Genomic DNA, 25,007 nt, shown 5'->3' with positions numbered 1-25,007 from the left:
TCAGGTGTGGCACACCCCTACCCGGCAGAATGTTTTCGCGTCAAAATCTGAGCCAGGAGCCGTATGCGGTAATGCTGCACGTACGGATCTGTGCGGGGGGCGGCGGGTAACCATCGTCTCTACCGCGGCCCCCTTTTTCTGTCCCCTTTTCCGGTTACGCCGCACGGATCCGGCTGGAGAGATCAGCTAGTTCCGAGTAGTGGATTAGATGCACGCCCGACATGCTGGCGAGCTGAATGGCAGAGCGGGTGTATCCGCAGTTGGATACTACGATCGCAACATCAGCCTGCTCAAACTGCTTGCCGGCGATCACCTCTTGGACTGCGGCATTGCCCACCGGCTTTGAATATTTTTTGCATTGCAGTACGGCCTTGATGCCGCCGAGCGTGGCGATAATGTCTATGCCCTGGTCACCGGATGCTTTTGTGACTCGTGCATTCCATCCGTTATCCCGAAGAATTTTGGCGCAGAAACTCTCGAACTCCTGCGGCTCAAGGTCCTCGACGTGCGATTCGTCTGGGGAGGCGTTGGCCAGTTGCTCAGTCTGGTAGCGGTGTACCGCGCTGACGATCTCCAGTCTGGCGACCAGAAGGCGATCCTCGATGATGTTCAGCATCGCGGGCTCGGTAGAGGTCGTACTGAGATATGCGGCAATAATCTCGTCCGTCATCAGAACGGTGTTGATGAAGTAGTCGATCTCCTTGTGCCAGTCATTGAGAATGCAGTTGCTATAGGCGTCCGTACGAACGGTCTGATCCTGCTTCAAGGCCAGTACCTTGACGTACTTTTCGATGAGCGCAGTGATAGAGGGTTTGATGACGTGATTGATCTTGCCCTCCTCTTTTTTGGCGCTTGCGACAAGCCCCCAAAGGGCTAGTACTAAAAATCCGATGATGAGCGCCATGACGCCATAGCTATTGGTGTCGTAGCAGATGTACAAGGCCACTGCGAACAGCGCAAACAGGAATGTCACTCTCTTTCCCTTCTTTTCGAATAGCCCAGATAATAATTAATCATGTGGTATGCACGATAATGATTTGCATGCCTAGCAACCTATCGGACTTTCCGTGCTAGCAACAAGAATGATCAGATTTTGATCAAAAAATCGCTTCCTACGTAAATTTAACCGGGTTCACACTTGCGTTGAAAGGCTCAGAATTCACGTAGCGTCATGCAAATTTCTTAAGTCCAACAGGCTGTTATAGCCTCTTATAACTTTATTCAAGCACTTGCTATCCATGTCTGGCCATCACTTCCCTCCCATCCACCATCGTCAAACCCAAGGCGCCACAATTCACGCCCATATTCCGGGCATAAGGTCGTCGGTGGAGTGGGGTAGTAAAGTGCATCGGGACATCCATATCCTGCCTGAGCGGCGTGGTCGTGCTGGCAGTCTGCCCCAGCACAGACGTCTAGTTCAAGGGGCGCAGGCGTTCGCTACCTATATAGAGAGAAAGCCCGCAAACCCCAGCCCTAGACCCCTGCGGACGGGCGGTCGTGCAGGGGGGGCGTTATTGGTGTCGTTACGCTATACTTCGCCGCCTTCAAACCCGCCTGCTCGCGGGTTTGCCCCGATCATGACAAGCCACGCACATTGCGTGGCTTGTTGGTTTTTGACGCGCCGTGAGGCGCTTGATGAAGAGGCACGACGATGAGCGCACTGGTTGGCGTGATCATGGGCTCCAAGTCCGATTGGTCCACCCTTAGCCACACCGCCGAGATGCTGGACAAGCTGGGCATTCCCTATGAAGTCAAAGTGGTGTCTGCCCACCGCACTCCGGACTTGCTGTTCCAGTACGCCGAAGAGGCCGACAGCCGTGGCATCCAGGTGATCATCGCCGGTGCCGGCGGCGCCGCCCACTTGCCGGGCATGTGCGCGGCCAAGACCCACCTGCCGGTGCTCGGCGTGCCGGTGCAGTCGGCGATGCTCTCGGGCGTCGACTCGCTGTTGTCGATCGTGCAGATGCCGGCCGGCATTCCGGTCGCCACCCTGGCCATCGGCAAGGCCGGCGCGATCAACGCGGCGTTGCTGGCGGCGAGCATCCTCGGCCACCAGCACCCGCAGTTCCACGCGGCGCTCAAGCAGTTCCGTCAGGAGCAGACCGACACCGTGCTGGATAATCCGGACCCGCGTCAGGCCTGATGGCCGGCTAGGCATTCCTGGCCAGGTCAAGGCATCGCGGGCACGCCCGCTGCCATGGGTTGTGTACCGCGCAAGCGCGTGCGGCATTTGAAGAGGTAGAAGCATGAAAATCGGTGTAATCGGTGGCGGCCAACTGGGTCGTATGCTGGCCCTGGCGGGCACTCCGCTGGGGATGAACTTCGCCTTCCTCGATCCGGCCCCGGATGCCTGCGCCCAGGCGCTCGGCGAGCATATCCGCGCCGACTATGGCGACCAGGATCACCTGCGCCAACTGGCCGATGAAGTCGATCTGGTGACCTTCGAGTTCGAGAGCGTGCCGGCCGAGACCGTGGCCTTCCTCTCCCAATTCGTGCCGGTTTACCCGTGCGCCGAGTCCTTGCGCATCGCCCGCGACCGTTGGTTCGAGAAGTCGATGTTCAAGGACCTCGGCATCCCGACGCCGGCGTTCGCCGACATCCACTCGCAGGTCGACCTGGATGTCGCCGCCGCCGATATCGGCCTGCCGGCCGTGTTGAAGACCCGTACCCTGGGCTACGACGGCAAGGGCCAGAAGGTGCTGCGCAAGCCCGAAGATGTCGTCGATGCCTTCGCCGAGCTGGGCAGCGTGCCCTGCATCCTCGAAGGCTTCGTGCCGTTCAGCGGGGAAGTCTCGCTGATCGCCGTGCGCGGTCGCGATGGCGAGACGCGCTTCTACCCGCTGGTGCACAATCGCCACGACAGCGGCGTGCTCGCCCTGTCCATCGCCAGCAGCGACCATCCGCTGCAGGCCCTGGCCGAGGACTATGTCGGCCGCGTGCTGACCAAGCTGGACTACGTCGGCGTGCTGGCCTTCGAGTTCTTCGAAGTGGATGGCGGCCTCAAGGCCAACGAGATCGCCCCGCGCGTGCACAACTCCGGGCACTGGACCATCGAAGGCGCCGAGTGCAGCCAGTTCGAGAACCACCTGCGCGCCGTGGCCGGCCTGCCGCTGGGCCCGACCACCAAGATCGGTGAGAGCGCCATGCTCAACTTCATCGGTGAAGTGCCGCCGGTGGCCGAGGTCATCACCATCGCCGACTGTCACCTGCACCACTACGGCAAGGCCTTCAAGGTCGGCCGCAAGGTCGGTCACGCCACCCTGCGCTGCGCGGATCGCGCCACCCTGGACCAGCAGATCGCTGCCGTCGAAGCGCTGATCGGCAAGGCCTGAGGTTGCCTCTGGCGTCGGCTGCAGCCGGCGCCAGAGATTTTTCACGGAACCTCCGCGGCTCCCGTCTATCCGATAGCCTAATGCCACGGCGTTTCTCAGCCTTGGCGCACTTACCTATTCGGAGAATTTGCCATGGGCATTATCGGCACCATCTTTATCGGCCTGATCGTTGGCCTGATTGCACGCTTCCTCAAGCCGGGCGACGACAGCATGGGCTGGATCATGACCATCCTGATCGGCATTGGCGGCGCCATCGCCGCGACTTACGGCGGCCAGGCGCTGGGCATCTACCAGGCGGGCCAGGGGGCGGGTTTCATCGGCGCAGTGATTGGCGCCATCGTTCTGCTGATAATCTACGGCGTAGTCAAAAAGGACTGAGCGCAGCCCTTGGTTACTGCTGGCCTGATCGGTTAATCCGTTTATCCATGGACTCAAGCCTATCCTGAACCTTGTAGGAGGCCGCGCCCGTTCCCGACGGGCTTGCGGCATTTCCCACATCCATGTGGGTCGCGCGCCCCGCGGCGAATACAGCCCGCAGGGCTGTCAGGTTGTGGTGCAGAACAAAGGCTTCGCCCCGAGGTCAGGCCGCCCACAGATAAGACTCAAGCCTGCGAGTTTGAGTTAACCCACTAACCGTACAGGCCCTAGCCACCTGTGAGTCTGCCCATGCGTTACCTGTTGTTGTCCCTGCTGCTGAGCAGCCTGGCCTGCGCCGAGCTGCCGGAAACCGACTGGCTCGAACTGATGCCGGAAGAAGACCGCCAGGCCCTCGAAGCCATGCCGGAAATCAGCCACGACAGTCCCGAACAGGACGGCGCCTTCTACGATCCCAGTGGCCTCAGGCAGCAGGACAAGAGCCTGCCCGCGGTGATGTACTCGGCCAAGACCGTAGCCGCCCTCGACGGCAAAGCCATCCGCCTGGGCGGCTACCCCGTGCCCCTGGAAACCGATGCCCAGGGCCGCAGCACCCTGTTCTTCCTCGTCCCCTATCCCGGCGCCTGCATCCACGTGCCACCACCACCGCCGAACCAACTGGTACTGGTGCGCTATCCGGCGGGCATAGAACTCGAAGACATCTACGCCCCGCTCTGGGTCAGCGGGACGTTACAGGTAGAGCCGGTCAGCAACGAGCTGGCGGATGCGGCCTATGCGCTGGAGGCGGGAGTGGTGCGGATGGTGGAGGAAGCGGATCTTTGATTCAGAGGCCCTCGGCACAGGGGTGAAAAAATCGCTTTTGAGTGCTCCGCACCCGATAGGCAATGCCTGTTCGTTTTCCGTTATTCACCAACGGCCGTTGGGTCGTTTCCGGTCATCAGCAGGCGTCCGTTACCGTCCCAGTAGCGGGGTTTTGTTGTATGAAAGACCCGCAACTTTTGCTCCTTTATTTATGCCACGCGAGGCGCCGCTGGCGGCAATAAAACCGTCAGCGGCTTGTCGTCTCAGGCCGGCAACGCTTCGCTCCACAGGCTGACGCTGAGCTGGTGTTGGGCACCGGGGGCGAGCAGGACGACATCTTCCAGGAGATTGGCGTGCTCGATACAGAGCATGCCTTGCCAGGCGTCGTCGGCGAATTGCGAGAGGCGCCGGGCCTTGTCGATCCAGGGGTTCCACAGCACGGCCGAGGCTGAGCCGCTGCTGCATAAGCGGATGCGTCGCTGCCAGGCGGGGTCGACGATGCTCAGTTGCGCCGGGGTATCCAGGTAGATGCGGTCGGTTTCGCCGTGGAAGCTCGGGGTGTCGCTCTGTTGCCGTTCCAGCCAGTTGTCCAGGGTGTCGATGTAGCGGCAGCCCCTGAGTCCCTCGACGCGCACCTGACGAATATCGCTGACGGCGAAGTAGCTGTGCAGGGCTTGGCTGAAGGCCAGGGGCGTGTCGCCGAGGTTGCGCGTCTCGAGTTCGAGGTGCAACTGGCCGTCGAGGCGGATGCGCAGCTTCAGCTCGGCGGCATGTGGCCATTCCGGCTGCGGCTGCTCGACACTGTTGAAGACGAATTCGAGGACGACGCAGTGATCCTGGTTGTCGATGCCGAGTAGCTGCCAGTCCAGCGCCCGTACCAGGCCGTGGGCCGGCACCAGGCTGCCGCCCTGATACATCGCTTGCACCGCCGGCGGGTTGCGTCGCAGGTCGCCGAACCAGGGCCAACACACCGGCACCCCGCCGCGCACGCCCTGACCTTGCTTGTATTCGGCCTGTTCGCTGAGCCAGATCAGCGGCTGCTCGCCATCGCGTTGGTAGCTGAGGATCTGCGCGCCCTGTTGGGCGACCAGCAGTTCGGCGTTGGCGGTGCGCACGCGCCAGCAGGCCAGTTGGTTGAATTCTACCCGCTCCACCTGTGGGCGTTGTTCGGTTCCGCTCATGACTGCGCTCCTCAATTGCTCTTATAGAAAGTGTGAACCGCTGTGCCGGCAAAGGCCAGGCCGCGTCATGCCCTGACCTGGCGCATTGTTGCTCGGTTCCCGCTGACCTAGGCTGAGCACGAGCGATGGGCGCCTGCGATGTGCAAGATTCTGATGGCTGTGCCGCTGCGGTTGTCGGGGCTTATCGGCCTGTGCGCCGGCATCGTCCCGGCCCGTCGTGCGGCGCGCTTGCATCCGCTGGATGCGTTGCGCCGCGAGTAACAGGTCCACGAATCGGCAGTGTCCCGGTTATCTGTGGCGGGCAAACGAAGGCTGGGCTTCAGCCAGCCAAGAGTGTCGATTTGGCGATGGCGGTGTGCAGCGGGCCGCCGCTCGGCCCGCCCTGCAAACGCGAGTTGCACCGTTAACGGGTACATAGTCATAAAAAAGGCCAGCGCTTGCGGCTGGCCTTGATCGTAGAGCGGGGCGGCTTACTTGCCGTACACCTGCTCCGGCAGCCAGGTAATCAGGCCGGGGAAGATGTAGGCAATCACCAACAAGAACAGCTGGATCAGGATGAACGGCAGCACGCCCTTGTAGATGGTGCTGGTCGGTACCGATGGCGGTGTGACCCCACGCAGGTAGAACAGGGCGAAGCCGAATGGCGGCGTAAGGAAAGACGTCTGCAGGTTCAGCGCGATCATCACGCCGAGCCAGACCGGATCAAGACCCATGGCCATCAATACCGGGCCGACAATTGGCACCACCACAAAGGTGATCTCGATGAAGTCGAGGATAAAGCCGAGCAGGAAGATCACCGCCATCACCAGGAAGAAGGCACCAAGCACACCGCCTGGTAATTGGGCGAAGATGTCTTCGATCATGACTTCGCCGCCGAAGCCGCGGAACACCAGGGAGAACAGTGAGGCGCCAATCAGGATCAGGAACACCATGGCACTGATTTCGGTGGTGCCGTACGCCACTTCACGCAACTGGCCGAAGTTCAGCTGGCGTTTATACAAGGCCAGCAACATGGCGCCGAGCGCCCCGAGGGCCGCCGCTTCGGTTGGGGTGGCATAACCGGCGAGGATCGAGCCGAGCACCGCACCAATCAGCAACAATGGCGGCACCAGAGCATTGAACAGCTTGCCCCATTCGATCGGGCCGAGTTCTTCCTGCGGCAGCGCCGGCAGCTTCTTCGGTTGGAAGATGGCAACGCCGATGATGTAGAGGATGTACAGGCTGACCAACAGCAGGCCGGGCAGCAGTGCGCCGACGAACAGGTCGCCGACCGATACGGTCTTGGGCGAGAAGATGCCCAGCTTCAGCTGCGCCTGCTGATAAGCGCTGGACATGACGTCACCCAGCAGCACCAGCACGATCGAGGGGGGAATGATCTGCCCCAGGGTGCCGGTGGCAGCCAGGGTGCCGGTGGCCACGGCCGGGTCGTAACCGCGCCGCAGCATGGTTGGCAGGGCCATCAGGCCCATGGTTACCACGGTGGCGCCGACGATGCCGGTGCTGGCGGCGAGCAGTGCGCCGACCACGCACACGGAAATCGCCAGACCGCCGCGCAGGGTGCCGAACAGCCGCGACATGGACTCAAGCAGGTCTTCGGCGACCCGTGACTTCTCCAGCATTACCCCCATGAAGACGAACAGCGGCACCGCCAGCATGGTCTGGTTGTTCATGATGCCGAACAGGCGGTTGGGCAGTGCGTTCAGGTAACTGCCATCGAAGGTGCCGGTGAGCATGCCGATGCCGGCAAACAGCAGGGACACGCCGCCGAGGGTAAAGGCCACCGGGTAGCCAGCCATCAAGGCCGCGCAGATGCTGATGAACAGCAGGATCGCCATTAACTCAACCATGCTTCACCTCCGGCGTAGGCAGGCGACCGCTGAGGATGTAGGCGGATTTGATCAAGTCGGAGATTCCTTGCAACACCAGGCTGATGACCAGCACCAGGATGATGCTCTTCTGTAGATAAACGAACGCCAGGCCGCCCGACTCGCTCGAGCCCTCCAGGGTTTTCCAGGAGTTGCCCACATAATCCCAGCTGCTCCAGCCGAGGAACAGGCACACGGGGAGAAGAAACAGCAGGTTGCCGAAGATTTCCACCAAGGCTTGCCGGCGGGGGCTGAACTTCTGGTAGAAAATATCCACGCGGACATGGCCGTTGCGCTGCAACACCCAGGCCGCGGCACCCATGAATACCAACGCGTGGGCATAGAGCACGGCTTCCTGCAGCGCCGTGGCGCCAATGCCGAAGCCATAGCGCAACACCACCACGGTTGCGGTGCCGATAACCAGAAACAGGGTGAGCCAGGCGCAAGCCTTGCCTAGGCCGGCATTAACTGCGTCGAGCAGGCGCGCTAAGCCGAGCAAGGGAGGGGGATGATTCGACATGGCAGATCCTTATTATTATGGCCAGGAAACCCGACAATTCTAGGCGGGTGGGTGATTGCGTCGCAACCGGCAGTACTACGTACGTAGTCGCTAAGCTTGAGAGGTGCCGATTCCTGTGATACTCAACATATAGCTGAATACTGGCGATCCCAGCGCTCAGACCATTAATACAACAACAAGGAGTTATTCCATGAAGCGTCGTCAAATTCTCGCAGCCGCAGGCGTAGGTCTTGCCGCCACTGCATTGGCGGGTTGCAACAAAGAGACTGAAACTGCCGCCAAGCCCCAAGAAGGTGCGAGCAGTGAGACTTTCAGCTGGAAGATGGTTACTTCCTGGCCGAAGAATTTTCCTGGCGTTGGTGTCGGCGCGGAACGTTTTACCACGCTGGTCGATGAGATGAGCAATGGCCGCCTGAAAATCAAACTGTATGCGGCGGGCGAACTGGTCCCGGCACTGGAAGTGTTCGATGCGGTCTCCCGCGGCACCGCCGAGATGGGCCATGGTGCGCCTTACTACTGGAAAGGCAAGGTGCCTGCTGCGCAGTTCTTCTGCGCCCTGCCATTTGGCCCCAACGCCCAGGAAATGAATGCCTGGCTGCACAAGGGTGGCGGCCTGGAGTTGTGGGAAGAGGTCTACAAGCCCTTCGGCGTACTGCCGATGGCCTGCGGCGCCACTGGGGTGCAGACCGCCGGTTGGTTCAACAAGGAAATCAACGGCGTCGAAGACTTCCAGGGCCTGAAAATGCGCACCCCGGGTCTGGGCGGTGAAGTGCTGACCAAGATGGGCGGCACCGTGGTTAACATGCCGGCCGGAGAGATCTTCACCGCGCTGCAAACCGGCGCCATCGACGCCACCGAGTGGATCGGTCCGTACAACGACCAGGCGCTGGGTCTGCACAAGGCCGCAAAGTACTACTACACCCCGGGCTGGCAAGAGCCGAACGTCACCTTCGAACTGGACGTCAACATCAAGGCCTGGGAAACCCTGCCGGCCGATCTGCAAGCCATCGTTCGTGCGGCCGCGCGCGATGTGAATGCGGACATGCTCGACGACTATGACGCGCGCAACATGGAAGCCATGGAGCAGCTCAAGGGCGAGGGCGTTGAAGTGCGCCGCCTGCCGGACGAGGTGCTGGCCAAGCTGAAGGTAATGGCCGCTGAAGTGGTCGACGCCTCGGCCGCTGCCGATCCGGCGGCGAGCAAGGTGTGGGCGCAGCAGAAAGCTTATCTGCAGCGTCTGTACGACTACGCCGAAAGCGCCGAAAAAGACATCTACAACATCCGCGGCTGATTTTTCGCGCCAGTAAAACGCCGGCTCTCGAGCCGGCGTTTTCGTATCCTGGATTCAGGTTTTTTACAGTGCGGATGGGACGCCGGCGATGGCTCTCTGGCTAGCAATCCGCAGGGTGGATCGGCTCGTTGCCTCAGCGGCGTGCTGGCACCGGGCGGGTGCGGCCGCTGCCGTCGATGGCGACGAAGACGAACACCGCTTCGGTGACCTTGCGCCATTCGCTGGACAGCGGGTCGTCGCTCCACACTTCGACCAGCATCTGGATCGAACTGCGGCCTATCTCGAGTGCCTGGGTGTAAAAGGACAGCTGCGCGCCAACAGCGACCGGCACCAGGAAAGCCATGCGATCGATTGCCACCGTTGCCACGCGGCCACCGGCGACCTTGCTGGCCATAGCCGTACCGGCCAAATCCATTTGCGATACCAGCCAGCCACCATAGATGTCGCCGAAACCATTGGTTTCGCGTGGTAGCGCGGTGATCTGTAATGCCAGATCGCCTTGGGGAATCGGGTCATCCTGTTCGAAGTCGTCGTTCATCTCGAGTACGGCTCGCGGCGCGGTTGTTGTTATAGGGGCGAAACCGCTACTTGCAGCGGCCCGCGGGCCCGCAAGGGTGCGGGGTCGATGAGTATACCGACTGTACGGTCGCTGAGCGAACATGGCACTTTGCCGCTAGCTCGGCAAACTTCGGCATGACCGGTGGCGGCAAAGTGCCAGGCATTCATCTAACTGTCACATTGATTTCATAGATTGGTCACAGGAGCTGCAGATACTTGGGCTCGTTCAATCCAACACTAAATTCTGCTAGGAGCAAGGCATGAAACTTAAGCGTTTGATGGCGGCCATGACTTTCGTCGCCGCTGGCGTCGCCGCCGCCACTGCGGTTGCTGGTGTCGACCCGGCTCTGCCGACCTATGAAAAAACTTCCGGCGTGTCGGGTAACCTGTCCAGCGTTGGTTCCGACTCGCTGGCCAACCTGATGACCCTGTGGGCGGAAGAGTTCAAGAAGAACTACCCGAACGTCAATATCCAGATTCAGGCCGCCGGTTCCTCCACCGCGCCACCCGCGATGACTGAAGGCACTGCCAACATGGGGCCGATGAGCCGCACCATGAAGGACAGCGAGATCCAGGCCTTCGAACAGAAGTATGGCTACAAGCCGACTGCCATTCCGGTGGCCATTGATGCCCTGGCGGTATTCGTGCACAAGGACAACCCGATCAAGAGCCTGTCGATCGAGCAGGTTGACGCGATCTTCTCCAACACCCGCCTGTGCGGTGGCGCCAGCGACATCAAGACTTGGGGTGACGTGGGCCTGACCGGCGAGTGGGCGACCAAGCCGCTGCAACTGTTCGGGCGTAACTCGGTATCCGGCACCTACGGCTACTTCAAGGAAGAAGCCCTGTGCAAAGGCGATTTCAAGGCTAACGTCAACGAGCAGCCGGGTTCGGCCTCCGTGGTGCAGTCGATCTCCAGCACCCTGAATGCCATCGGTTATTCGGGTATTGGCTACAAGACTTCCAGCGTCCGGGCTGTGCCGCTGTCCAAGAAGGATGGCGAAGCCTTCGAAGCCAACGAAGAAAACGCCCTGGCTGGCAAGTTCCCGCTGGCGCGTTTCTTCTACGTGTATGTCAACAAGGCGCCGAACAAGGCCCTGAGCCCGCTGGACACCGAGTTCGTCAAGCTGGTGCTGTCCAAGCAAGGTCAGGAAGTCGTGGTCAAGGATGGCTACATCCCGCTGCCGAGCAAAGTGGTTGAGAAAACCATGAAGGATCTGGGTCTGTAAGCGCCTGGCTTTACTGGCAGGGACGCCAGTTTTGTAACTACGCCCGCCTCTCGAATAGTGAGGCGGGCGTAGCTTTGTCTGCGCGCTGTAACTTTTCTGTCACACAAGCTGGCTACATTATTCAGCCTGTGCCACGAATGAAATTACGGCGCGCTCATGGCCGCGCAGAGATGCTCTTACTATGAATGACCTGGCTCGTGAAACCGTGACCGCCTCTCCCAAATCCCTAAAACTGGACTTCAATACGCCGGCCTTGCTGCGCAAGCGCCGTATCCGTGCGCTGAAGGATCACCTGGCCCGTTGGTGTGTGACCATCGGCGGCATGGCGGTGCTTGGCACCATTACCCTGATCTTCTTCTACCTGGCCTACATCGTCTTGCCGATATTCCAGGGCGCTGATCTCGCTACTCGCGAGCCGGTGCAACCGGCCTGGTTGGCCCAAGCTGGCCAGCCATTGTTGATGGCGGTGGAGGAGCAGAACCGGGTGGCCATGCGCCTCAATGAGCGCGGTCAGGTGCAGTTCTTCGATGCCAAGAGCATGGCCGCGCTGAGTGCCGTCGACCTGCCGTTGCCGGCCGATAGCCAGGTTGTCTCGGTTGCCCAGGATCAGCCGGGGAGCAATCGCGTGGCCTTGGGGCTGTCCAATGGCCAGGTGCTGGTGTTCGAGCATGCCTACCCGGTCAGTTACCCGAACGATGTGAAAACCATTACGCCGCGGATCAGCTATCCGTTTGGCGAAGCCGCGATCACTCTCGACGAGCAGGGCCGCGCGCTGGATCACGTGGGCGTCAGTCTGAATGACGGCACGCTGTTGCTGGCCGGTTCCACCGGTACCGAACTGCAGGTGCTGAGCCTCGGTCGCGAAGAAAACATGATGACCGGCGAGGTGAGCCACAGTGAGGCTCGCATCGAGCTGGCGCAGATCGCCGAGCCGATCAAGGCCCTGATCGTCGATCCGCGTCATCAGTGGCTGTATGTGATCAACGGCCGCGCCACGGCGGACGTCTTCAGCCTGCGTACCAAGGCGCTGAATGGCCGCTACAAGCTGCTCAGCAATGGCGCCACTACCGTTACCAATGCAACCGCGCTGCTCGGTGGTATCTCGCTGATGATCGGCGACAGCAAGGGCACCATCCAGCAGTGGTTCATGGTCCGCGACGAGGACGGCAAGCAGTACCTGAAGTCCATTCGCCGCTTCCAGATGGGTGACAGCGCCATTACCCAGATTCTCCCGGAAGAGCGCCGCAAGGGCTTCATGGCCCTGGATGCCAAGGGCAACCTGGGTATCTTCCACAGCACCGCGCACCGCACCCTGCTGGTCGAACCGGTGGCCGACGGTGCGGCCCTGGCCGGTTTGTCGCCGCGCGCCAACCGCATGTTGGTCGAGTCGCAAGGGCAATTGCAGCGCCTGGTGGTCGACAACCCGCACCCGGAAGTCTCCTGGAATTCGCTGTGGGGCAAGGTCTGGTATGAAAACTACGACCAAGCCGATTACGTCTGGCAGTCGACCTCTGCCAGCACCGATAACGAACCCAAACTGAGCCTCGCGCCACTGGCGTTCGGCACCCTGAAAGCCGCGTTCTACGCGATGTTGCTGGCGGCGCCGCTGGCGATTGCCGCCGCCATCTATACCGCCTACTTCATGGCGCCGTCCATGCGCGGCAAGATCAAGCCGGTGATCGAGCTGATGGAAGCGCTGCCGACGGTGATTCTCGGCTTCTTCGCGGGCCTGTTCCTTGCGCCTTATGTCGAGGGGCATCTGCCCGGTATCTTCAGCCTGCTGATCTTTACCCCGATCGGCATCCTCCTGGCCGGGTTTGCCTGGAGTCGCCTGCCCGAGTCGGTCCGCCTGGCGGTGCCGGACGGCTGGGAAGCGGCGTTGCTGATCCCGGTAATCCTGCTGATCGGCTTCGTCTCGCTGAGCATGAGTGGCCTAATGGAAGTCTGGCTGTTCGATGGCAACATGCGCGCCTGGTTGAGCAATGATCTGGGCATCCCGTTCGACCAGCGCAACGCCCTGGTGGTCGGCCTGGCCATGGGTTTTGCGGTGATTCCGACCATCTACTCGATTGCCGAGGATGCCGTGTTCAGCGTGCCCAAGAGCCTGACCTTCGGCTCCCTGGCACTGGGGGCGACGCCCTGGCAGACCCTGACTCGGGTGGTCATCCTCACCGCCAGCCCCGGTATTTTCTCTGCCGTGATGATCGGCATGGGCCGCGCGGTCGGTGAAACCATGATCGTCCTGATGGCCACCGGTAACACTGCAATCATGGACATGAACATCTTCGAGGGTCTGCGCACCCTGGCCGCCAACGTGGCGGTGGAAATGCCCGAATCGGCGGTGGGCGGTACGCATTACCGGGTGCTGTTCCTCTCGGCGCTGGTGCTGCTGAGCTTCACCTTCGTCATGAACACGCTCGCGGAGTTGGTGCGCCAGCGTCTGCGCGTCAAGTACGCGTCGCTCTAAGGCCCTGGAAGGTATATGTCCGTGAAAAACAACTCCGTAAAAGCCTGGGTTAAAAGCGGTTCGCCGTGGATCTGGATGAACGCCGGCGCGGTGTCCATCGCGGTGATCATGACCCTGGGTCTGCTTGCCGTGATCGCCACCCGTGGCCTCGCCCACTTCTGGCCGGCCGACCTCATCGAAGCCGATTATCAGGTGCCTGGCCAGGAAACCAAGGTGATGGCCGGCGAGATCACTCAGCTCGAAGAGATCCCGCGTGCACGCCTGGCTGCGTCCGGTCTGCCGGTGGCGGCCGAGGGTGGCGAGTTCATGACCCGCGAGCTGTTCAAGGTGGGTAACCGCGACATCTACGGCGCCGACTTCACCTGGGTCGTGGGCGAATGGTTGAGCAACCAGCGCACCCCGCAAACCCTCACGGCATTCGAGCGCCGTGAGTGGGGCAACCTCTACGGTTACCTGGTCAACGTCAAGGAAAGTGGTCAGTTGGTCGCCGAGGGCGATGGTGCCTGGGACGATCTGCAGGTGCGTCTGGCTCGAGTCGAAGACTTACACGCGCAAGTGGTGCGCCTGGAAAAGAAAGACATCGGTCGGATCAATGCCGGGCTCGAGCGCATACGCCTGCAAACCCGCAAACTGGAACTGCAGGGCGAGCTGGATGCGCAGGCCCAGGCTGATCTGGATGTGGATCGGGCGCAGTGGGATGCCGAGTACAAGGTGCTGGAAACCCAGTTGATTGCGCTCTACGAGGCCTTTAATCGCGACAGCATCACGGTGCGCACTGCCGAGGGCCGCGAGGTCGAACTGAGCCTGGGCAAGGTGGTACGGGCCTATCAGCCAAACGCCATGTCCAGCCTCGGCAAGCTGCAGTTCTACGGTGTCAAACTGTGGGAGTTCGTCAGCGATGATCCGCGCGAGGCCAACACCGAAGGCGGCGTCTTCCCGGCGATCTTCGGTACCGTGATAATGACCCTGATCATGGCGGTAATCGTCACCCCGTTCGGCGTGATCGCGGCCATCTATCTGCGCGAGTACGCCAAGCAGGGGCCGCTGACCCGAACTATCCGCATCGCGGTGAACAACCTGGCCGGCGTCCCGGCAATCGTTTACGGGGTGTTCGGTCTGGGCTTCTTCGTTTATGTGCTGGGTGGCTCGCTCGACCGGCTGTTTTTCCCCGAATCCGCGCCGGCGCCGACCTTCGGTACGCCGGGGCTGTTGTGGGCTTCGCTGACCCTGGCGATTCTTGCCCTGCCGGTGGTGATCGTCGCCACCGAGGAGGGCCTGGCGCGGATTCCGCGAGCGCTGCGCGAAGGTTCCCTGGCCCTGGGGGCGACCAAGATCGAGACGCTCTGGCGCGTGGTGCTGCCAATGGCCAGCCCGGCGATGATGACCGGCCTGATCCTCGCCGTGGCGCGTGCCGCCGGTGAAGTGGCGCCGCTGATGCTGGTCGGCGTGGTCAAGCTGGCGCCGAGTCTGCCGCTGGACACTAACTACCCGTACCTGCACATGGATCAGAAGATCATGCACCTGGGTTTCCACATCTACGATGTCGGCTTCCAGAGCCCCAACGTCGAGGCTGCACGGCCGCTGGTCTACGCCACGGCGCTGCTGCTGGTGCTGGTGATCGCGATTCTGAATCTCACGGCGGTGTTCATGCGTAACCGCCTGCGTGAGAAGTACAAGGCGCTGGATCACTAAATCCTTTTCGTTGGCTGCCATAGTGGCAGCCAACGTGATAACGAATTGTTCGCGTAGGGAGCATCCCATGCAGCACCAAGCACACACACACGGCATCGATATCACGGCCCTGGGCCGGGAAAAGCAGAGCCTTGACCTGGCCGCGGAAACCGTGGCGATTCAGGTGCCGGGTCTGAACCTGTACTACGGCGACAAGCAGGCGCTGTTCGACGTCAAGCTGAAGATTCCCAAGCAGCGCGTCACGGCGTTTATCGGCCCGTCCGGTTGCGGCAAGTCGACCCTGCTGCGCACCTTCAACCGGATGAACGATCTGGTCGACGGTTGCCGCGTGGAAGGTGAAATCAACCTCGATGGGCGTAACATCTACCGTAAGGGCGAAGACGTCGCCGAGCTGCGCCGTCGCGTCGGCATGGTGTTCCAGAAGCCCAACCCTTTCCCCAAGAGCATCTACGAGAACGTGGTATATGGCCTGCGCATCCAGGGCATCAACCAGAAGCGTGTACTCGATGAGGCGGTGGAGTCGGGCCTGAAAAGCGCGGCATTGTGGGACGAGGTTAAAGACCGCCTGCACGAGTCGGCACTCGGCTTGTCCGGCGGCCAGCAGCAGCGCCTGGTGATCGCGCGAACCGTGGCGGTGCAGCCGGAAGTGCTGCTGCTCGACGAACCCTGCTCGGCACTCGACCCGATCTCCACCCTCAAGGTCGAAGAGCTGATCTACGAATTGAAATCCAAGTACACCATCATCATCGTCACCCACAACATGCAGCAGGCGGCGCGGGTGTCGGATTACACCGCCTTCATGTATATGGGCAAACTGATCGAGTTCGGTGACACCGATAGGCTGTTCACCAACCCAGAGATGAAGCAGACCGAAGACTACATCACCGGCCGCTACGGCTAAGGCCATGCCAGCACCCTCTGGCAAAGCCCATCCACCTGATAATTCGTAGGGTGCGCCGTGCGCACCACGGCACCCAAGCCGGTAGCTTTCGCGGAGCGAAATATGATCAACAAAGACAACCTCACCCAGCACATCTCCCAGCAGTTCAACGCCGAGCTGGAGGAGGTGCGCAGCCACCTCCTGGCCATGGGCGGCCTGGTCGAGAAGCAGGTCAATGACGCGGTCACCGCGCTGATCGACGCCGATTCTGGCCTGGCTCAGCAAGTGCGCGAGATCGATGACCAGATCAACCAGATGGAGCGCAACATCGACGAGGAGTGCGTGCGCATCCTCGCCCGTCGCCAGCCGGCTGCGGGCGACCTGCGCTTGATCATCAGCATCTCCAAGTCGGTGATCGACCTCGAGCGCATCGGCGACGAAGCGACCAAGATCGCCAAGCGTGCGATTCTGCTGTGCGAAGAGGGCGAAGCGCCGCGTGGCTATGTGGAGGTGCGACATATCGGCGATCAGGTGCGCAGGATGGTGCAAGAGTCGCTGGACGCCTTCGCCCGTTTCGACGCCGACCTGGCTTTGTCGGTGGCGCAGTATGACAAGACCATCGATCGCGAATACAAGACGGCCCTGCGCGAGTTGGTCACCTACATGATGGAAGATCCGCGTTCGATCTCCCGCGTACTGAATATCATCTGGGCCCTGCGTTCGCTGGAGCGTATCGGCGACCACGCGCGCAATATCTCCGAGCTGGTGATCTACCTGGTCCGTGGCACCGATGTGAAGCACATGGGCCTGACCCGTATGAAGGAAGAAGTGCAAGGCATCGGCAAAGACCGCTGAATTCGGCGGCCGAGAGTCAGCGCCGCAATTTCTCCAAGGCCCGCTAAAGTGGCGAGCAGCCACTTTAGGGTTAGCCTTTGGTCATTCGCCGCGTTTATGCTTGCAGCCATTCGAACAGGAGTGGCCGATGAGCAAAGTCAGCGTACTGGTGGTGGACGACGCAACCTTTATCCGTGACCTGGTAAAAAAAGGCTATGTACTCGTTAACTGTTGCAAGGCCTAGACTGAAGACGTGTGCTCATCAAGGAGTGCCGTTATGGATGCCCAACCCTTTCAACACCTACTGGCTCGGCTTGATCGCCTCACGATCAAACAGAAGTCCATCGTTCAGCATTTTCTCCAGATCAACGTGCAGCGAGATGGCTTTGAAGAGCTCATCCCTGATCTGAAAGCCTGCCCGCACTGTGCCGCCGACGCCGCGCAACTGGCCTCATGGGGCCGCAGTGGTGGCTTGCAGCGCTATCGCTGCAAGGTCTGTCGGCGCACGTGCAATGCATTGACTGGAACACCCTTGGCGCGCCTACGCAAAAAGGACTGCTGGCTGGATTATGCCCAAGCCCTCATTGCTGGATTGACCGTGAGAGCGGCGGCCCGACACTGCAGCGTCAGCAAGAACACTTCATTTCGCTGGCGACATCGGTTTTTGCATGATGTGGCGGCGCATCACGATGCGCGTGAAAGCGGCATTGTCGAGGCCGACGAAACGTTCTTTCTCGAGTCATTCAAAGGTCAGCGCGAGATGCCGCGCCCACCCCGTAAACGCGGGGGTGTGGGCAAGACACGCGGAACGGGGCCGGATCAGATACCCGTTTTGGTTGTTCGCGACCGTGAAGGACATACCGCTGACTTTCAGTTGGAGAAGCTCGACGCCGCCCATGTAAGTGCCGCGCTAAGGCCTTTGGTGGATAAAGCGTCGGTGCTCTGTACTGATGGCGCAGCAATCTATGCGGCATTTGCACGCCGCAACGGGATCACCCACAAGGTGGTGTATGCGAGGCCGGGGTTACGCGTCCAGGAAGCGGCTTTTCATATCCAGAACGTCAACGCTTATCACAGTCGGCTGAAGGGCTGGATGGCGCGCTTTCATGGGGTTGCGACCAAGTACCTCGTTAACTACCTGGGTTGGCGCCGCATGTTGGAGCGGTACACAAAGCGCATTCAGCCAGAGTTTTGTCTGCAGGAGGCGGTGGGCCGGCCCATGCAACAGTTAAAGGGTACATAGCCTAAAAAAAGGCCTGCGCGACCACTTTCCCGGCGTGCAGATCGTCGAAGCCATCAATGGGCGCAAAGCCCAGCAATTGCTCGGCCGGCAAAGCATCGACCTGATTCTCTGCGATTGGGAAATGCCCGAGCTGTCCGGACTCGAGTTGCTCAGCTGGTGCCGTGAGCAGGACAACCTGAAAACCGTACCCTTCATCATGGTCACCAGCCGCGGTGACAAGGACAACGTGATCCAGGCGATCCAGGCCGGTGTTTCCGACTTCATCGGCAAGCCCTTCTCCAACGAACAGTTGGTGACCAAGGTCAAGAAGGCCCTGAGTCGTGCCGGCAAGCTGCAAGCCTTGATGGCCGGCGCACCGCCGAAAATGCTCAGCGGTGGTGGCTTCGCCAATGACTCCCTGGCGGCACTGACCGGCGGTCAGGCCCAGGTGGTCAAGCCTGTCGCAGCGGCGCCGATAGAGGCCATAGCGGCGCGCCCGGATGCGCCTGCGGCTTCGGCCAAAGCGGCGGGGCAGGCCCCGGGCGGACGTGGTCAGGGCCAGTTGCGTCTGCCTGGCGGCACCATGAACTGCGTGATCAAGGCGCTCAGCCTCAAGGACGCTCAACTGGTGGTCAAACGCGCTGAACTGTTGCCGCAAGTGCTGGAGAGCGCGGTGCTCGACCTCGAGCAGGGTGAAGGTGGCGAGGTGGCGCGACTTAACGGCTACCTGCACGCGGTGGCAGCGATGGAAGCCAAGCCGGACAGTGAATGGCTGTTGCTGACGTTCAAGTTCGTCGACCGCGACCCGCAGAAGCTCGACTACCTGTCGCGCCTGATCGCCCGCGGGACGACGCAGAAGCACTTCGTCCCCGGTGCCTGATCCGTCTGCCTGCTCAGCCCAGGCGTTGCAGCAGCAGGAAAGACACCAGCAGCAGCGTGTTGATCGCCCAGGCGGCCGTCAGGACGCGGGCGATGTCACCGTGGGTTGGATTGTCCACGTTGCCACTGCAGTGCCAGATCTCGCAGATAATCCAGGCGGTATAGGCCAGGAGCACGGCGAACATGAGCACCGTCGTGGCCAGTGCGGCGCCGCTGAAATACCCCGCGAGCGTTACGGCCCAGAGAATATTGCTGGGGATCACCCCGTAGAACCAGAAAATCTCCCGCAGTGGCTTGTCGATCAGCAAGGTGTTGAACGTCGAGGTTTTCATGCTCATTAATCCTCATGGCAGTAAAGGCAGGCTCGTGTTGCCTGGCGGGCCGTTGCCTGTCGCCCCGTCGGCAATCGCTCACCTGAGGTTAGCTTGCTCAGGCGTCGCGTCAAAAAGTCGCACAGGCTCAGGTGCGGCGGCGGATGCGCCAGATCACATTCCACTGCCCTGGTCCTCGCATGCGGGCAGCGGCACTGCTAGTCTTCAGCGTCCTGGAGAGCCAAAAACCGCCCGTGAGCCCATGCCCTTTCGACTGACCATTTTTTGCGCCCTGGTGCTGGTTGCCAGTCAGGCTGCAGCCCTGACCATCTACAAGTACACCGACGCCAGCGGTGTGGTGACCTATACCGATAAAGCGACGGCGGGCGCGCAGGTGTTCGTCTTCCGCGACCGCATGGTCGAGCGCCTGGACAACCAGGTGAAGCTGGAAACCCAGAAGCACGCGGCCGGCGACACCCTGCTGGTGCGCAACGACCTGTATGCCCCGGTGCAAATCGAACTGAAGCTGGAACAGGTCGACAACGCCATTGGCGCCCCGACTAAACCCATCACCTGGGTGTTGCCGCCGCGCAGCAAGATCCGCCTGGCCACCCTGACTGCGCGTGACCCCAGCAAACCCCTGAGTTACATACCCAAGCTGCGTTATGCCCTAGGCGACCCGCGCCTGCTGCCGACGCAGCAGAACTACCCGCTACCCTGGCGCGGTGGACCGTTTCGCCTGAGTCAGGGCGCCAACGGTAAGTACAGCCACTTCACCGCGAAAGGTCGTTACGCCCTGGACATCGCCATGCCCGAGGGCACGCCGATAGTCGCGGCGCGCAGCGGCGTGGTGGTCAAAACCGAGAACCAGCAGAGCGGGCGCGGCAACAACCCCTCCGGCAACTATGTGCGCATCCTGCATGACGACGGCACCATGGGCGTCTACCTGCACCTGATGAAGGGTTCGGTACAGGTCCAGGAAGGGCGTCGGGTGCAGGTCGGCGGCATGCTCGCCCGCTCAGGCAACACCGGCAACAGCACCGGTCCGCACCTGCACTTCGTGGTGCAGCGCAACGTCGGCCTGGCCCTGGAGTCCATCCCCTTCGACTTCATCCAGCCGGTCAACAGCCTGCCGAATTTCGCCGTCGGCGGAGATTGAGAGCCGTTTCAAGTGGTAGCCCATAACTGCGCGTAAGCGCCAGGTGGTTCCGCCGCGGCCATCGTTCTGACGCGGTCGTAGGAGGGTGTTGAGCGCCAGCGATAGCCATCAACACGCCGCGCAAGCGTGACCGGCATGGATCGCCCGGCCGGGTTTTCATACACGTACCCCGGATGAAATCCGGGCTACGAAAACATGCTGCTCACTCGGCTTGAATGAACAGTATGGTCGCAACAGGCGCGGTTTTTTCATCGCCGTTCAATCCAGCCTGAGTACCTTGGCCAGGACGATCTTCGGTCCCTTCATCTTCTTGACGATGATGCGCAGGCCGTCGACTTCCAGCACTTCCTCTTCCTCGGGCATGCGCTTGAGGGTTTCGTAGATCAGCCCGGCCAGGGTTTCCGCCTCGATATGGTCGAGGTTGACCCCCAGTAGGCGCTCGACCTTGAACAGCGGGGTGTCGCCGCGCACCAGCAGCTTGCCCGGTTGGTAGGCGAGGATGCCGCGCTCGGTCTTGTGGTGCTCGTCCTGAATATCGCCGACCAGGGCTTCCAACACGTCTTCCATGGTCAGGTAGCCGATCACTTTGCCGTCGGCCTCTTCGACCAGGGCGAAGTGCGAGCCGCCCTGGCGGAACTGCTCGAGTAGGTTGGACAGCGGCATATGCCGGCCAACCCGTTCGATCGTATGCATCAGCTCGGCCAGTTTCAATGCCGAGGGCAGCATTTCCAGCAGGGAAAGGTGCAGCAGCAGGTCCTTGATGTGCAGCACGCCGACGAACTCGCCGGCGGCTTCGTCGAAGATCGGGTAGCGGCTGTACTTGTGCCGGCGAAATACGCTGAACACCTCGTCCAGCGGTGCGTTCAGCTCCAGGTAGACCAGGTCTTCGCGCGAGTTGGCCCAGTCCACCACTTCCAGTTCGCCGAGTTCCACCGCCGAGGCCAGCACGCGCATGTCCTGGTCGCTGGGATTGCGGGCGCGGCTGGAATGCAGGATCAGCTTGAGTTCGTCGCGGCTGTAATGGTGCTCGTGGTGCGGCCCCGGCTCGCCCTGGCCGGCAATGCGCAGGATGGCGTTGGCGCTGGCATTGAGCAGGAAGATCGCCGGGTACATGGACCAGTAGAACAGGTACAGCGGCGCGGCCGTCCACAGTGACAGTCGTTCGGGCTGGCGAATTGCCCAGGACTTGGGTGCCAGCTCGCCCACCACGATATGCAGGTAGGAAATGATCGCGAAGGCGCTGAAGAAAGCGATGCCGTGCACCAGCTTGGCTGACTCGATGCCGATGGCGCCGAGTAGCGGGGTGAGCAGTTCGGCGAAGGCCGGCTCGCCGACCCAGCCCAGGCCCAGCGAGGCCAGGGTGATGCCCAGTTGGCAGGCCGACAGGTAGGCATCCATCTGGTTGTGTACGGTGCGCAGGATATGTCCGCGCCAGCCGTTTTCGCTGGCCAGGGCCTCGACCCTGGTGGCGCGCAGCCTGACGATGGCGAACTCGGCGGCGACGAAAAAGCCGTTGAGCAACACCAGTAACAAGGCAAACAGAACGAGGCCGAAATCGGCGAAAAAGGTAGCGACGGAGATACTCGTGGAGGGGTCCATAAAGGTTTCGGTAGGCCAATGAGCACTAGAGGGTGGGGCTAAGCAATCGGCTTTGCAAGCCTGCGCGTGCGCCGCGGGCTGTTAGCTGCCGCGGCGTACCACCTGAGTGCTGGGGAAGTGACAGGTGAAGGTGCTGCCCTTGCCCAGGTTGCTGTCGATCTGCAGGCGGGCGCGGTGGCGCAGCAGCACATGTTTGACGATGGCCAGGCCCAGGCCGGTACCGCCGGTGTTGCTGGCGCGGCTGGAATCGACCCGGTAGAAGCGTTCGGTCAGGCGCGGCAGGTGCTTGGCCTCGATGCCCGGGCCGTTGTCCTGCACCACCAAGTGCGCGCCTTGCTCGTCACCCCACCAGCGGATGTCGATGCGACCCTCGTCGGGGCTGTACTTGACCGCGTTGAACACCAGGTTGGAGAAGGCACTGCGCAGTTCCGCCTCGCTGCCCTTGAGACGCAAGTGCGGGTCGGCCTCCAGGCTGATGCGGTGCATGCGTTCGCCGGATAGCGCCTGGGCGTCGCTCTTGATGCTCAGCAGCAGCAGATCGACCGCCACTGGCTGATTGTCCGAGGGGTAGTCGGTGGCTTCCAGCTTGGCCAGCAACAGCAGGTCATTGAGCAGGTTTTGCATGCGCCCGCCTTGCTGCTGCATCTGTTGCAGCGCGCGCAGCCAGCGCGGATTGACGTCCTCGACGTTGTCCAGCAGGGTTTCCAGGTAACCGGCGATCACCGTCAGCGGCGTGCGCAACTCGTGGGAGACGTTGGCGACGAAGTCCTTACGCATCTGCTCCAGTTGATACAGACGGGTGATATCGCGCACCAGCATCAGGTGTTCGCGATTGCCGTACTGGGTGATATGGAACTGCAGGCGTAGACGGCCGCTGACCGGCGAGGGCAGCTCCAGCGGCTCGTTGTAGTTGTGGTTCTCGAAGTACTCGATAAAGCGTGGGTCGCGCAGCAAGTTGGTGATTGCCTGACCACTGTCCTGCGGGGTTTTCAGGCCCAGCAGGGTCTCCGCGGCGCGGTTCCACCACTCCAGGTTGCCGTTGCTGTCGAGCATGACCACCGCATCTTTCAGCGCGGCGGTGGACTCCTGGACCCGATCGATCACCGCCTGCAGACGGCCGCGGGCGCGCTGGTTGCGCCGTTGCAGGTGGTAGATGCTGTCGAACACCTCGCCCCAAAGACCATAGCCATCCGGTGGCGGCTCGTCCGGCCGATGCTCTTGCAACCATTTGTGCAGGCGCAGCAACTGGTTCAGGGTCCAGCCCAGATAGACGGCCAGGCCGGTCGCCAGCGCCCAGGCGTACTCGCCGGTGAACAGGCCGAGCAGCAGGCAGGCACCGATTAACAGCAGCAGGCGGCGCACCATGGCGCCACGCCAGTTTTGCTTCACTTGGGAGTCATCCGCCAATCGATCCATTGAGCCGCTGAGGCAAGCCGGCAATCCTAACCCGTGCCGTCATCGACCGGGGATACCGCTAGCTTTTGGTGGAAAAACGATAGCCCGTGCCGCGCACGGTCTGTACCAGGTTTTCGTAGATTTCGCCGAGCGCCTTACGCAGGCGACGGATGTGCACATCGACTGTGCGCTCCTCTACGTAGACGTTGCCACCCCAGACCTGGTCGAGCAGTTGGCCGCGGGTATAGGCGCGCTCCTGGTGGGTCATGAAAAATTGCAGCAGGCGGTATTCGGTGGGGCCCATCTCGGCCGGCTTGCCGTCGATGGTCACCCGGTGGCTGACTGGGTCGAGCAGCAGGCCGCCGACTTCGATCGGCCCCTCGCTATCGCTGGGACCGGCACGGCGCAGCACGGCCTTGAGGCGGGCGACCAGTTCGCGCGGCGAGAACGGCTTGGTGATGTAATCGTCGGCGCCGACTTCCAGGCCCTGGATCTTGTTGTCCTCTTCGCCCTTGGCGGTGAGCATGATGATCGGGATGTCGCTGGTCAATTCGTCACGCTTGAGCCGGCGCGCCAGCTCGATGCCGCTGGTGCCGGGGAGCATCCAGTCGAGCAGGATCAGGTCGGGTTTGCGGTCGACGATGATGGTGTGGGCCTGCTGGCTGTTCTCCGCTTCCAGGCACTCGTAGCCGGCCATTTCCAGGGCCACCGCGATCATTTCGCGGATCGGTGCTTCGTCATCGACGATCAGAATGCTCTTGCCAACCATGGGTCCCGCCTCAAGTCGTTCTACTGTCATGCGTGGCATTAGATAGCGGAATTATTGCAGCGATATGACAGGCCAGCGTTAACGCCTGACTGGTCTATGCTGAACGATGCGCCCGCTCAATCGATCGGGCGCTTGGAGCCTGGCGCAAAAAGGCCTGCTAACTGCAGGCATTTCAGGGTTCTGCCTGCTCGTCCTTCGAGGTTGTCCGGCACCGATCTTAGCCTGTCGCCAGACTAACGTGGTTAACAGAAGGAGATATCACCGATGATCAGATCCAACCCGATCCGACTGGCCCTGCTTGGCGGCGTGCTGCTGGGGTTATCCGCTGTAGTGCAGGCGGCCGAACCGGCGATGGTCGAGAACGGCATGCTGGTCGACAGCAAAGGAATGACGCTTTACACCTACGACCAGGACGCCATGGGCAAATCCAACTGCTACGACCAATGCGCGGAGAACTGGCCACCCCTGGCCGCCGAGGCCGGCGCCATGGCCGACGATGATTGGACGGTGGTCAAACGCGACGATGGCACCTTGCAGTGGGCCTATTACGGCAAGCCCTTGTACACCTTCGTCAAAGATATGAAAGCAGGTGATATGACCGGTGACGGTAAAGGGGGCGTCTGGCACATGGCCAAGCCTGAGTGACCC

24 protein-coding genes are annotated in these 25,007 nt (G+C 61.4%); 15 read left to right on the top strand and 9 right to left on the bottom strand.

The genetic code is table 11. From position 1 onward, the window contains the following. Window positions 1–154: 154 nt before the first annotated feature. The gene (locus VCJ09_RS23815) at window positions 155–973 is read right to left on the bottom strand and encodes a restriction endonuclease (RefSeq protein WP_324732452.1); all 819 of its coding nucleotides are present in this window, start codon (window positions 971–973) and stop codon (window positions 155–157) included. A 678-nt stretch (window positions 974–1,651) separates the two neighbouring features. Here VCJ09_RS23815 and purE point away from each other — a divergent pair. The 4 genes from purE to VCJ09_RS23795 all read left to right on the top strand — a co-directional run bounded on the left by purE (window position 1,652) and on the right by VCJ09_RS23795 (window position 4,529). Continuing rightward, on the top strand, window positions 1,652–2,143 hold the full coding sequence (gene purE, locus VCJ09_RS23810; RefSeq protein ID WP_324732451.1) for a 5-(carboxyamino)imidazole ribonucleotide mutase: 492 nt from the start codon (window positions 1,652–1,654) through the stop codon (window positions 2,141–2,143). A gap of 103 nt (window positions 2,144–2,246) precedes the next feature. Beyond that, window positions 2,247–3,332, top strand: coding sequence for a 5-(carboxyamino)imidazole ribonucleotide synthase (locus VCJ09_RS23805; RefSeq protein ID WP_324732450.1), 1,086 nt, complete (start codon window positions 2,247–2,249; stop codon window positions 3,330–3,332). A 132-nt stretch (window positions 3,333–3,464) separates the two neighbouring features. Next, window positions 3,465–3,710 carry a GlsB/YeaQ/YmgE family stress response membrane protein gene (locus tag VCJ09_RS23800; RefSeq protein WP_324732449.1) on the top strand — a complete coding sequence of 82 codons (246 nt, stop codon included), beginning with the start codon at window positions 3,465–3,467 and terminating at the stop codon, window positions 3,708–3,710. Window positions 3,711–3,998: 288 nt separating this feature from the next. Continuing rightward, window positions 3,999–4,529: a DUF3299 domain-containing protein gene (locus VCJ09_RS23795; protein WP_324732448.1), complete on the top strand. Its 531-nt coding sequence runs from the start codon at window positions 3,999–4,001 to the stop codon at window positions 4,527–4,529. A gap of 242 nt (window positions 4,530–4,771) precedes the next feature. Here VCJ09_RS23795 and VCJ09_RS23790 read toward each other — a convergent pair whose 3' ends face one another. Beyond that, window positions 4,772–5,689 (bottom strand): D-hexose-6-phosphate mutarotase, encoded by a 918-nt coding sequence (locus VCJ09_RS23790; protein ID WP_324732447.1) that lies wholly within the window; start codon window positions 5,687–5,689, stop codon window positions 4,772–4,774. A 138-nt stretch (window positions 5,690–5,827) separates the two neighbouring features. On the opposite strand from VCJ09_RS23790, the gene VCJ09_RS23785 reads away from it, so the two are divergent. Continuing rightward, window positions 5,828–5,950 (top strand): ABC transporter permease, encoded by a 123-nt coding sequence (locus VCJ09_RS23785; protein WP_324732446.1) that lies wholly within the window; start codon window positions 5,828–5,830, stop codon window positions 5,948–5,950. Between the two features lie 209 nt (window positions 5,951–6,159). On the opposite strand, the gene VCJ09_RS23780 is transcribed toward VCJ09_RS23785, so the two are convergent. Both VCJ09_RS23780 and VCJ09_RS23775 read right to left on the bottom strand, forming a co-directional pair. Next, complete coding sequence (locus VCJ09_RS23780; protein ID WP_324732445.1) at window positions 6,160–7,536, bottom strand: TRAP transporter large permease; 1,377 nt, start codon at window positions 7,534–7,536, stop codon at window positions 6,160–6,162. Continuing rightward, a complete protein-coding gene (locus tag VCJ09_RS23775; RefSeq protein WP_324732444.1) occupies window positions 7,529–8,074 on the bottom strand; it encodes a TRAP transporter small permease subunit in 546 nt (181 codons plus the stop codon). The genes VCJ09_RS23780 and VCJ09_RS23775 overlap by 8 nt, the downstream gene beginning before the upstream one ends. Window positions 8,075–8,264: 190 nt before the next feature. Between VCJ09_RS23775 and VCJ09_RS23770 the strand changes: the two genes are divergently transcribed. Next, window positions 8,265–9,365: a TRAP transporter substrate-binding protein gene (locus tag VCJ09_RS23770; RefSeq protein WP_324732443.1), complete on the top strand. Its 1,101-nt coding sequence runs from the start codon at window positions 8,265–8,267 to the stop codon at window positions 9,363–9,365. 133 nt (window positions 9,366–9,498) lie between these two features. Here VCJ09_RS23770 and VCJ09_RS23765 read toward each other — a convergent pair whose 3' ends face one another. Further along, a complete protein-coding gene (locus VCJ09_RS23765; protein WP_079203916.1) occupies window positions 9,499–9,903 on the bottom strand; it encodes an acyl-CoA thioesterase in 405 nt (134 codons plus the stop codon). Window positions 9,904–10,183: 280 nt separating this feature from the next. Between VCJ09_RS23765 and VCJ09_RS23760 the strand changes: the two genes are divergently transcribed. From VCJ09_RS23760 to VCJ09_RS23730, 7 genes are all read left to right on the top strand, one after another. Beyond that, window positions 10,184–11,152, top strand: coding sequence for a PstS family phosphate ABC transporter substrate-binding protein (locus tag VCJ09_RS23760; RefSeq protein ID WP_079203915.1), 969 nt, complete (start codon window positions 10,184–10,186; stop codon window positions 11,150–11,152). A 181-nt stretch (window positions 11,153–11,333) separates the two neighbouring features. After that, window positions 11,334–13,619 (top strand): phosphate ABC transporter permease, encoded by a 2,286-nt coding sequence (locus VCJ09_RS23755; RefSeq protein ID WP_324732442.1) that lies wholly within the window; start codon window positions 11,334–11,336, stop codon window positions 13,617–13,619. Between the two features lie 15 nt (window positions 13,620–13,634). Beyond that, entirely contained in the window at window positions 13,635–15,311 is a 1,677-nt protein-coding gene (gene pstA, locus VCJ09_RS23750) for a phosphate ABC transporter permease PstA (protein WP_407692995.1), read from the top strand. Between the two features lie 67 nt (window positions 15,312–15,378). Continuing rightward, a complete protein-coding gene (gene pstB, locus VCJ09_RS23745; RefSeq protein ID WP_324732440.1) occupies window positions 15,379–16,212 on the top strand; it encodes a phosphate ABC transporter ATP-binding protein PstB in 834 nt (277 codons plus the stop codon). Between the two features lie 102 nt (window positions 16,213–16,314). Then, a complete protein-coding gene (gene phoU / locus VCJ09_RS23740) occupies window positions 16,315–17,046 on the top strand; it encodes a phosphate signaling complex protein PhoU (protein WP_079203912.1) in 732 nt (243 codons plus the stop codon). Window positions 17,047–17,302: 256 nt separating this feature from the next. Next, a complete protein-coding gene (locus tag VCJ09_RS23735; RefSeq protein WP_324731573.1) occupies window positions 17,303–18,268 on the top strand; it encodes an IS1595 family transposase in 966 nt (321 codons plus the stop codon). A gap of 34 nt (window positions 18,269–18,302) precedes the next feature. Continuing rightward, window positions 18,303–19,127 (top strand): response regulator, encoded by an 825-nt coding sequence (locus VCJ09_RS23730; protein ID WP_324732439.1) that lies wholly within the window; start codon window positions 18,303–18,305, stop codon window positions 19,125–19,127. 13 nt (window positions 19,128–19,140) lie between these two features. Here VCJ09_RS23730 and VCJ09_RS23725 read toward each other — a convergent pair whose 3' ends face one another. Continuing rightward, window positions 19,141–19,458 carry a hypothetical protein gene (locus tag VCJ09_RS23725; RefSeq protein ID WP_324732438.1) on the bottom strand — a complete coding sequence of 106 codons (318 nt, stop codon included), beginning with the start codon at window positions 19,456–19,458 and terminating at the stop codon, window positions 19,141–19,143. Window positions 19,459–19,699: 241 nt separating this feature from the next. Here VCJ09_RS23725 and VCJ09_RS23720 point away from each other — a divergent pair, with 241 nt between their 5' ends. Next, window positions 19,700–20,596, top strand: a complete 897-nt coding sequence (locus VCJ09_RS23720; protein WP_324732437.1) for a peptidoglycan DD-metalloendopeptidase family protein — start codon at window positions 19,700–19,702, stop codon at window positions 20,594–20,596. Between the two features lie 258 nt (window positions 20,597–20,854). On the opposite strand, the gene VCJ09_RS23715 is transcribed toward VCJ09_RS23720, so the two are convergent. From VCJ09_RS23715 to phoB, 3 genes are all read right to left on the bottom strand, one after another. After that, complete coding sequence (locus tag VCJ09_RS23715) at window positions 20,855–22,195, bottom strand: hemolysin family protein (protein ID WP_324732436.1); 1,341 nt, start codon at window positions 22,193–22,195, stop codon at window positions 20,855–20,857. Window positions 22,196–22,276: 81 nt separating this feature from the next. Beyond that, entirely contained in the window at window positions 22,277–23,611 is a 1,335-nt protein-coding gene (phoR, locus tag VCJ09_RS23710) for a phosphate regulon sensor histidine kinase PhoR (RefSeq protein ID WP_324732435.1), read from the bottom strand. A 58-nt stretch (window positions 23,612–23,669) separates the two neighbouring features. Then, window positions 23,670–24,359, bottom strand: coding sequence for a phosphate regulon transcriptional regulator PhoB (gene phoB, locus VCJ09_RS23705; RefSeq protein ID WP_324732434.1), 690 nt, complete (start codon window positions 24,357–24,359; stop codon window positions 23,670–23,672). Window positions 24,360–24,623: 264 nt separating this feature from the next. On the opposite strand from phoB, the gene VCJ09_RS23700 reads away from it, so the two are divergent. Next, the gene (locus tag VCJ09_RS23700) at window positions 24,624–25,004 is read left to right on the top strand and encodes a COG4315 family predicted lipoprotein (protein ID WP_324732433.1); all 381 of its coding nucleotides are present in this window, start codon (window positions 24,624–24,626) and stop codon (window positions 25,002–25,004) included. Window positions 25,005–25,007: the final 3 nt, after the last annotated feature.

Source organism: Pseudomonas paeninsulae, assembly GCF_035621475.1.
Classification (GTDB): Bacteria; Pseudomonadota; Gammaproteobacteria; order Pseudomonadales; family Pseudomonadaceae; genus Aquipseudomonas; species Aquipseudomonas paeninsulae.
This window is presented reverse-complemented; position numbering and strand designations above follow the sequence as displayed.

What these genes read in the sequence shown, in the direction of transcription:
- VCJ09_RS23765 (WP_079203916.1), bottom strand. Translation starts at nt 9,903, where the DNA reads ATGAACGACGACTTCGAACAGGATGACCCGATTCCCCAAGGCGATCTG.
- VCJ09_RS23725 (WP_324732438.1), bottom strand. Translation starts at nt 19,458, where the DNA reads ATGAAAACCTCGACGTTCAACACCTTGCTGATCGACAAGCCACTGCGG.
- VCJ09_RS23720 (WP_324732437.1), top strand. Translation starts at nt 19,700, where the DNA reads ATGCCCTTTCGACTGACCATTTTTTGCGCCCTGGTGCTGGTTGCCAGT.
- phoB (WP_324732434.1), bottom strand. Translation starts at nt 24,359, where the DNA reads ATGGTTGGCAAGAGCATTCTGATCGTCGATGACGAAGCACCGATCCGC.
- phoU (WP_079203912.1), top strand. Translation starts at nt 16,315, where the DNA reads ATGATCAACAAAGACAACCTCACCCAGCACATCTCCCAGCAGTTCAAC.
- VCJ09_RS23800 (WP_324732449.1), top strand. Translation starts at nt 3,465, where the DNA reads ATGGGCATTATCGGCACCATCTTTATCGGCCTGATCGTTGGCCTGATT.
- phoR (WP_324732435.1), bottom strand. Translation starts at nt 23,611, where the DNA reads ATGGATCGATTGGCGGATGACTCCCAAGTGAAGCAAAACTGGCGTGGC.
- VCJ09_RS23700 (WP_324732433.1), top strand. Translation starts at nt 24,624, where the DNA reads ATGATCAGATCCAACCCGATCCGACTGGCCCTGCTTGGCGGCGTGCTG.
- VCJ09_RS23755 (WP_324732442.1), top strand. Translation starts at nt 11,334, where the DNA reads ATGAATGACCTGGCTCGTGAAACCGTGACCGCCTCTCCCAAATCCCTA.
- pstB (WP_324732440.1), top strand. Translation starts at nt 15,379, where the DNA reads ATGCAGCACCAAGCACACACACACGGCATCGATATCACGGCCCTGGGC.
- VCJ09_RS23795 (WP_324732448.1), top strand. Translation starts at nt 3,999, where the DNA reads ATGCGTTACCTGTTGTTGTCCCTGCTGCTGAGCAGCCTGGCCTGCGCC.
- VCJ09_RS23735 (WP_324731573.1), top strand. Translation starts at nt 17,303, where the DNA reads ATGGATGCCCAACCCTTTCAACACCTACTGGCTCGGCTTGATCGCCTC.
- VCJ09_RS23715 (WP_324732436.1), bottom strand. Translation starts at nt 22,195, where the DNA reads ATGGACCCCTCCACGAGTATCTCCGTCGCTACCTTTTTCGCCGATTTC.
- VCJ09_RS23805 (WP_324732450.1), top strand. Translation starts at nt 2,247, where the DNA reads ATGAAAATCGGTGTAATCGGTGGCGGCCAACTGGGTCGTATGCTGGCC.
- purE (WP_324732451.1), top strand. Translation starts at nt 1,652, where the DNA reads ATGAGCGCACTGGTTGGCGTGATCATGGGCTCCAAGTCCGATTGGTCC.
- VCJ09_RS23760 (WP_079203915.1), top strand. Translation starts at nt 10,184, where the DNA reads ATGAAACTTAAGCGTTTGATGGCGGCCATGACTTTCGTCGCCGCTGGC.
- pstA (WP_407692995.1), top strand. Translation starts at nt 13,635, where the DNA reads ATGTCCGTGAAAAACAACTCCGTAAAAGCCTGGGTTAAAAGCGGTTCG.
- VCJ09_RS23775 (WP_324732444.1), bottom strand. Translation starts at nt 8,074, where the DNA reads ATGTCGAATCATCCCCCTCCCTTGCTCGGCTTAGCGCGCCTGCTCGAC.
- VCJ09_RS23770 (WP_324732443.1), top strand. Translation starts at nt 8,265, where the DNA reads ATGAAGCGTCGTCAAATTCTCGCAGCCGCAGGCGTAGGTCTTGCCGCC.
- VCJ09_RS23785 (WP_324732446.1), top strand. Translation starts at nt 5,828, where the DNA reads ATGTGCAAGATTCTGATGGCTGTGCCGCTGCGGTTGTCGGGGCTTATC.
- VCJ09_RS23790 (WP_324732447.1), bottom strand. Translation starts at nt 5,689, where the DNA reads ATGAGCGGAACCGAACAACGCCCACAGGTGGAGCGGGTAGAATTCAAC.
- VCJ09_RS23780 (WP_324732445.1), bottom strand. Translation starts at nt 7,536, where the DNA reads ATGGTTGAGTTAATGGCGATCCTGCTGTTCATCAGCATCTGCGCGGCC.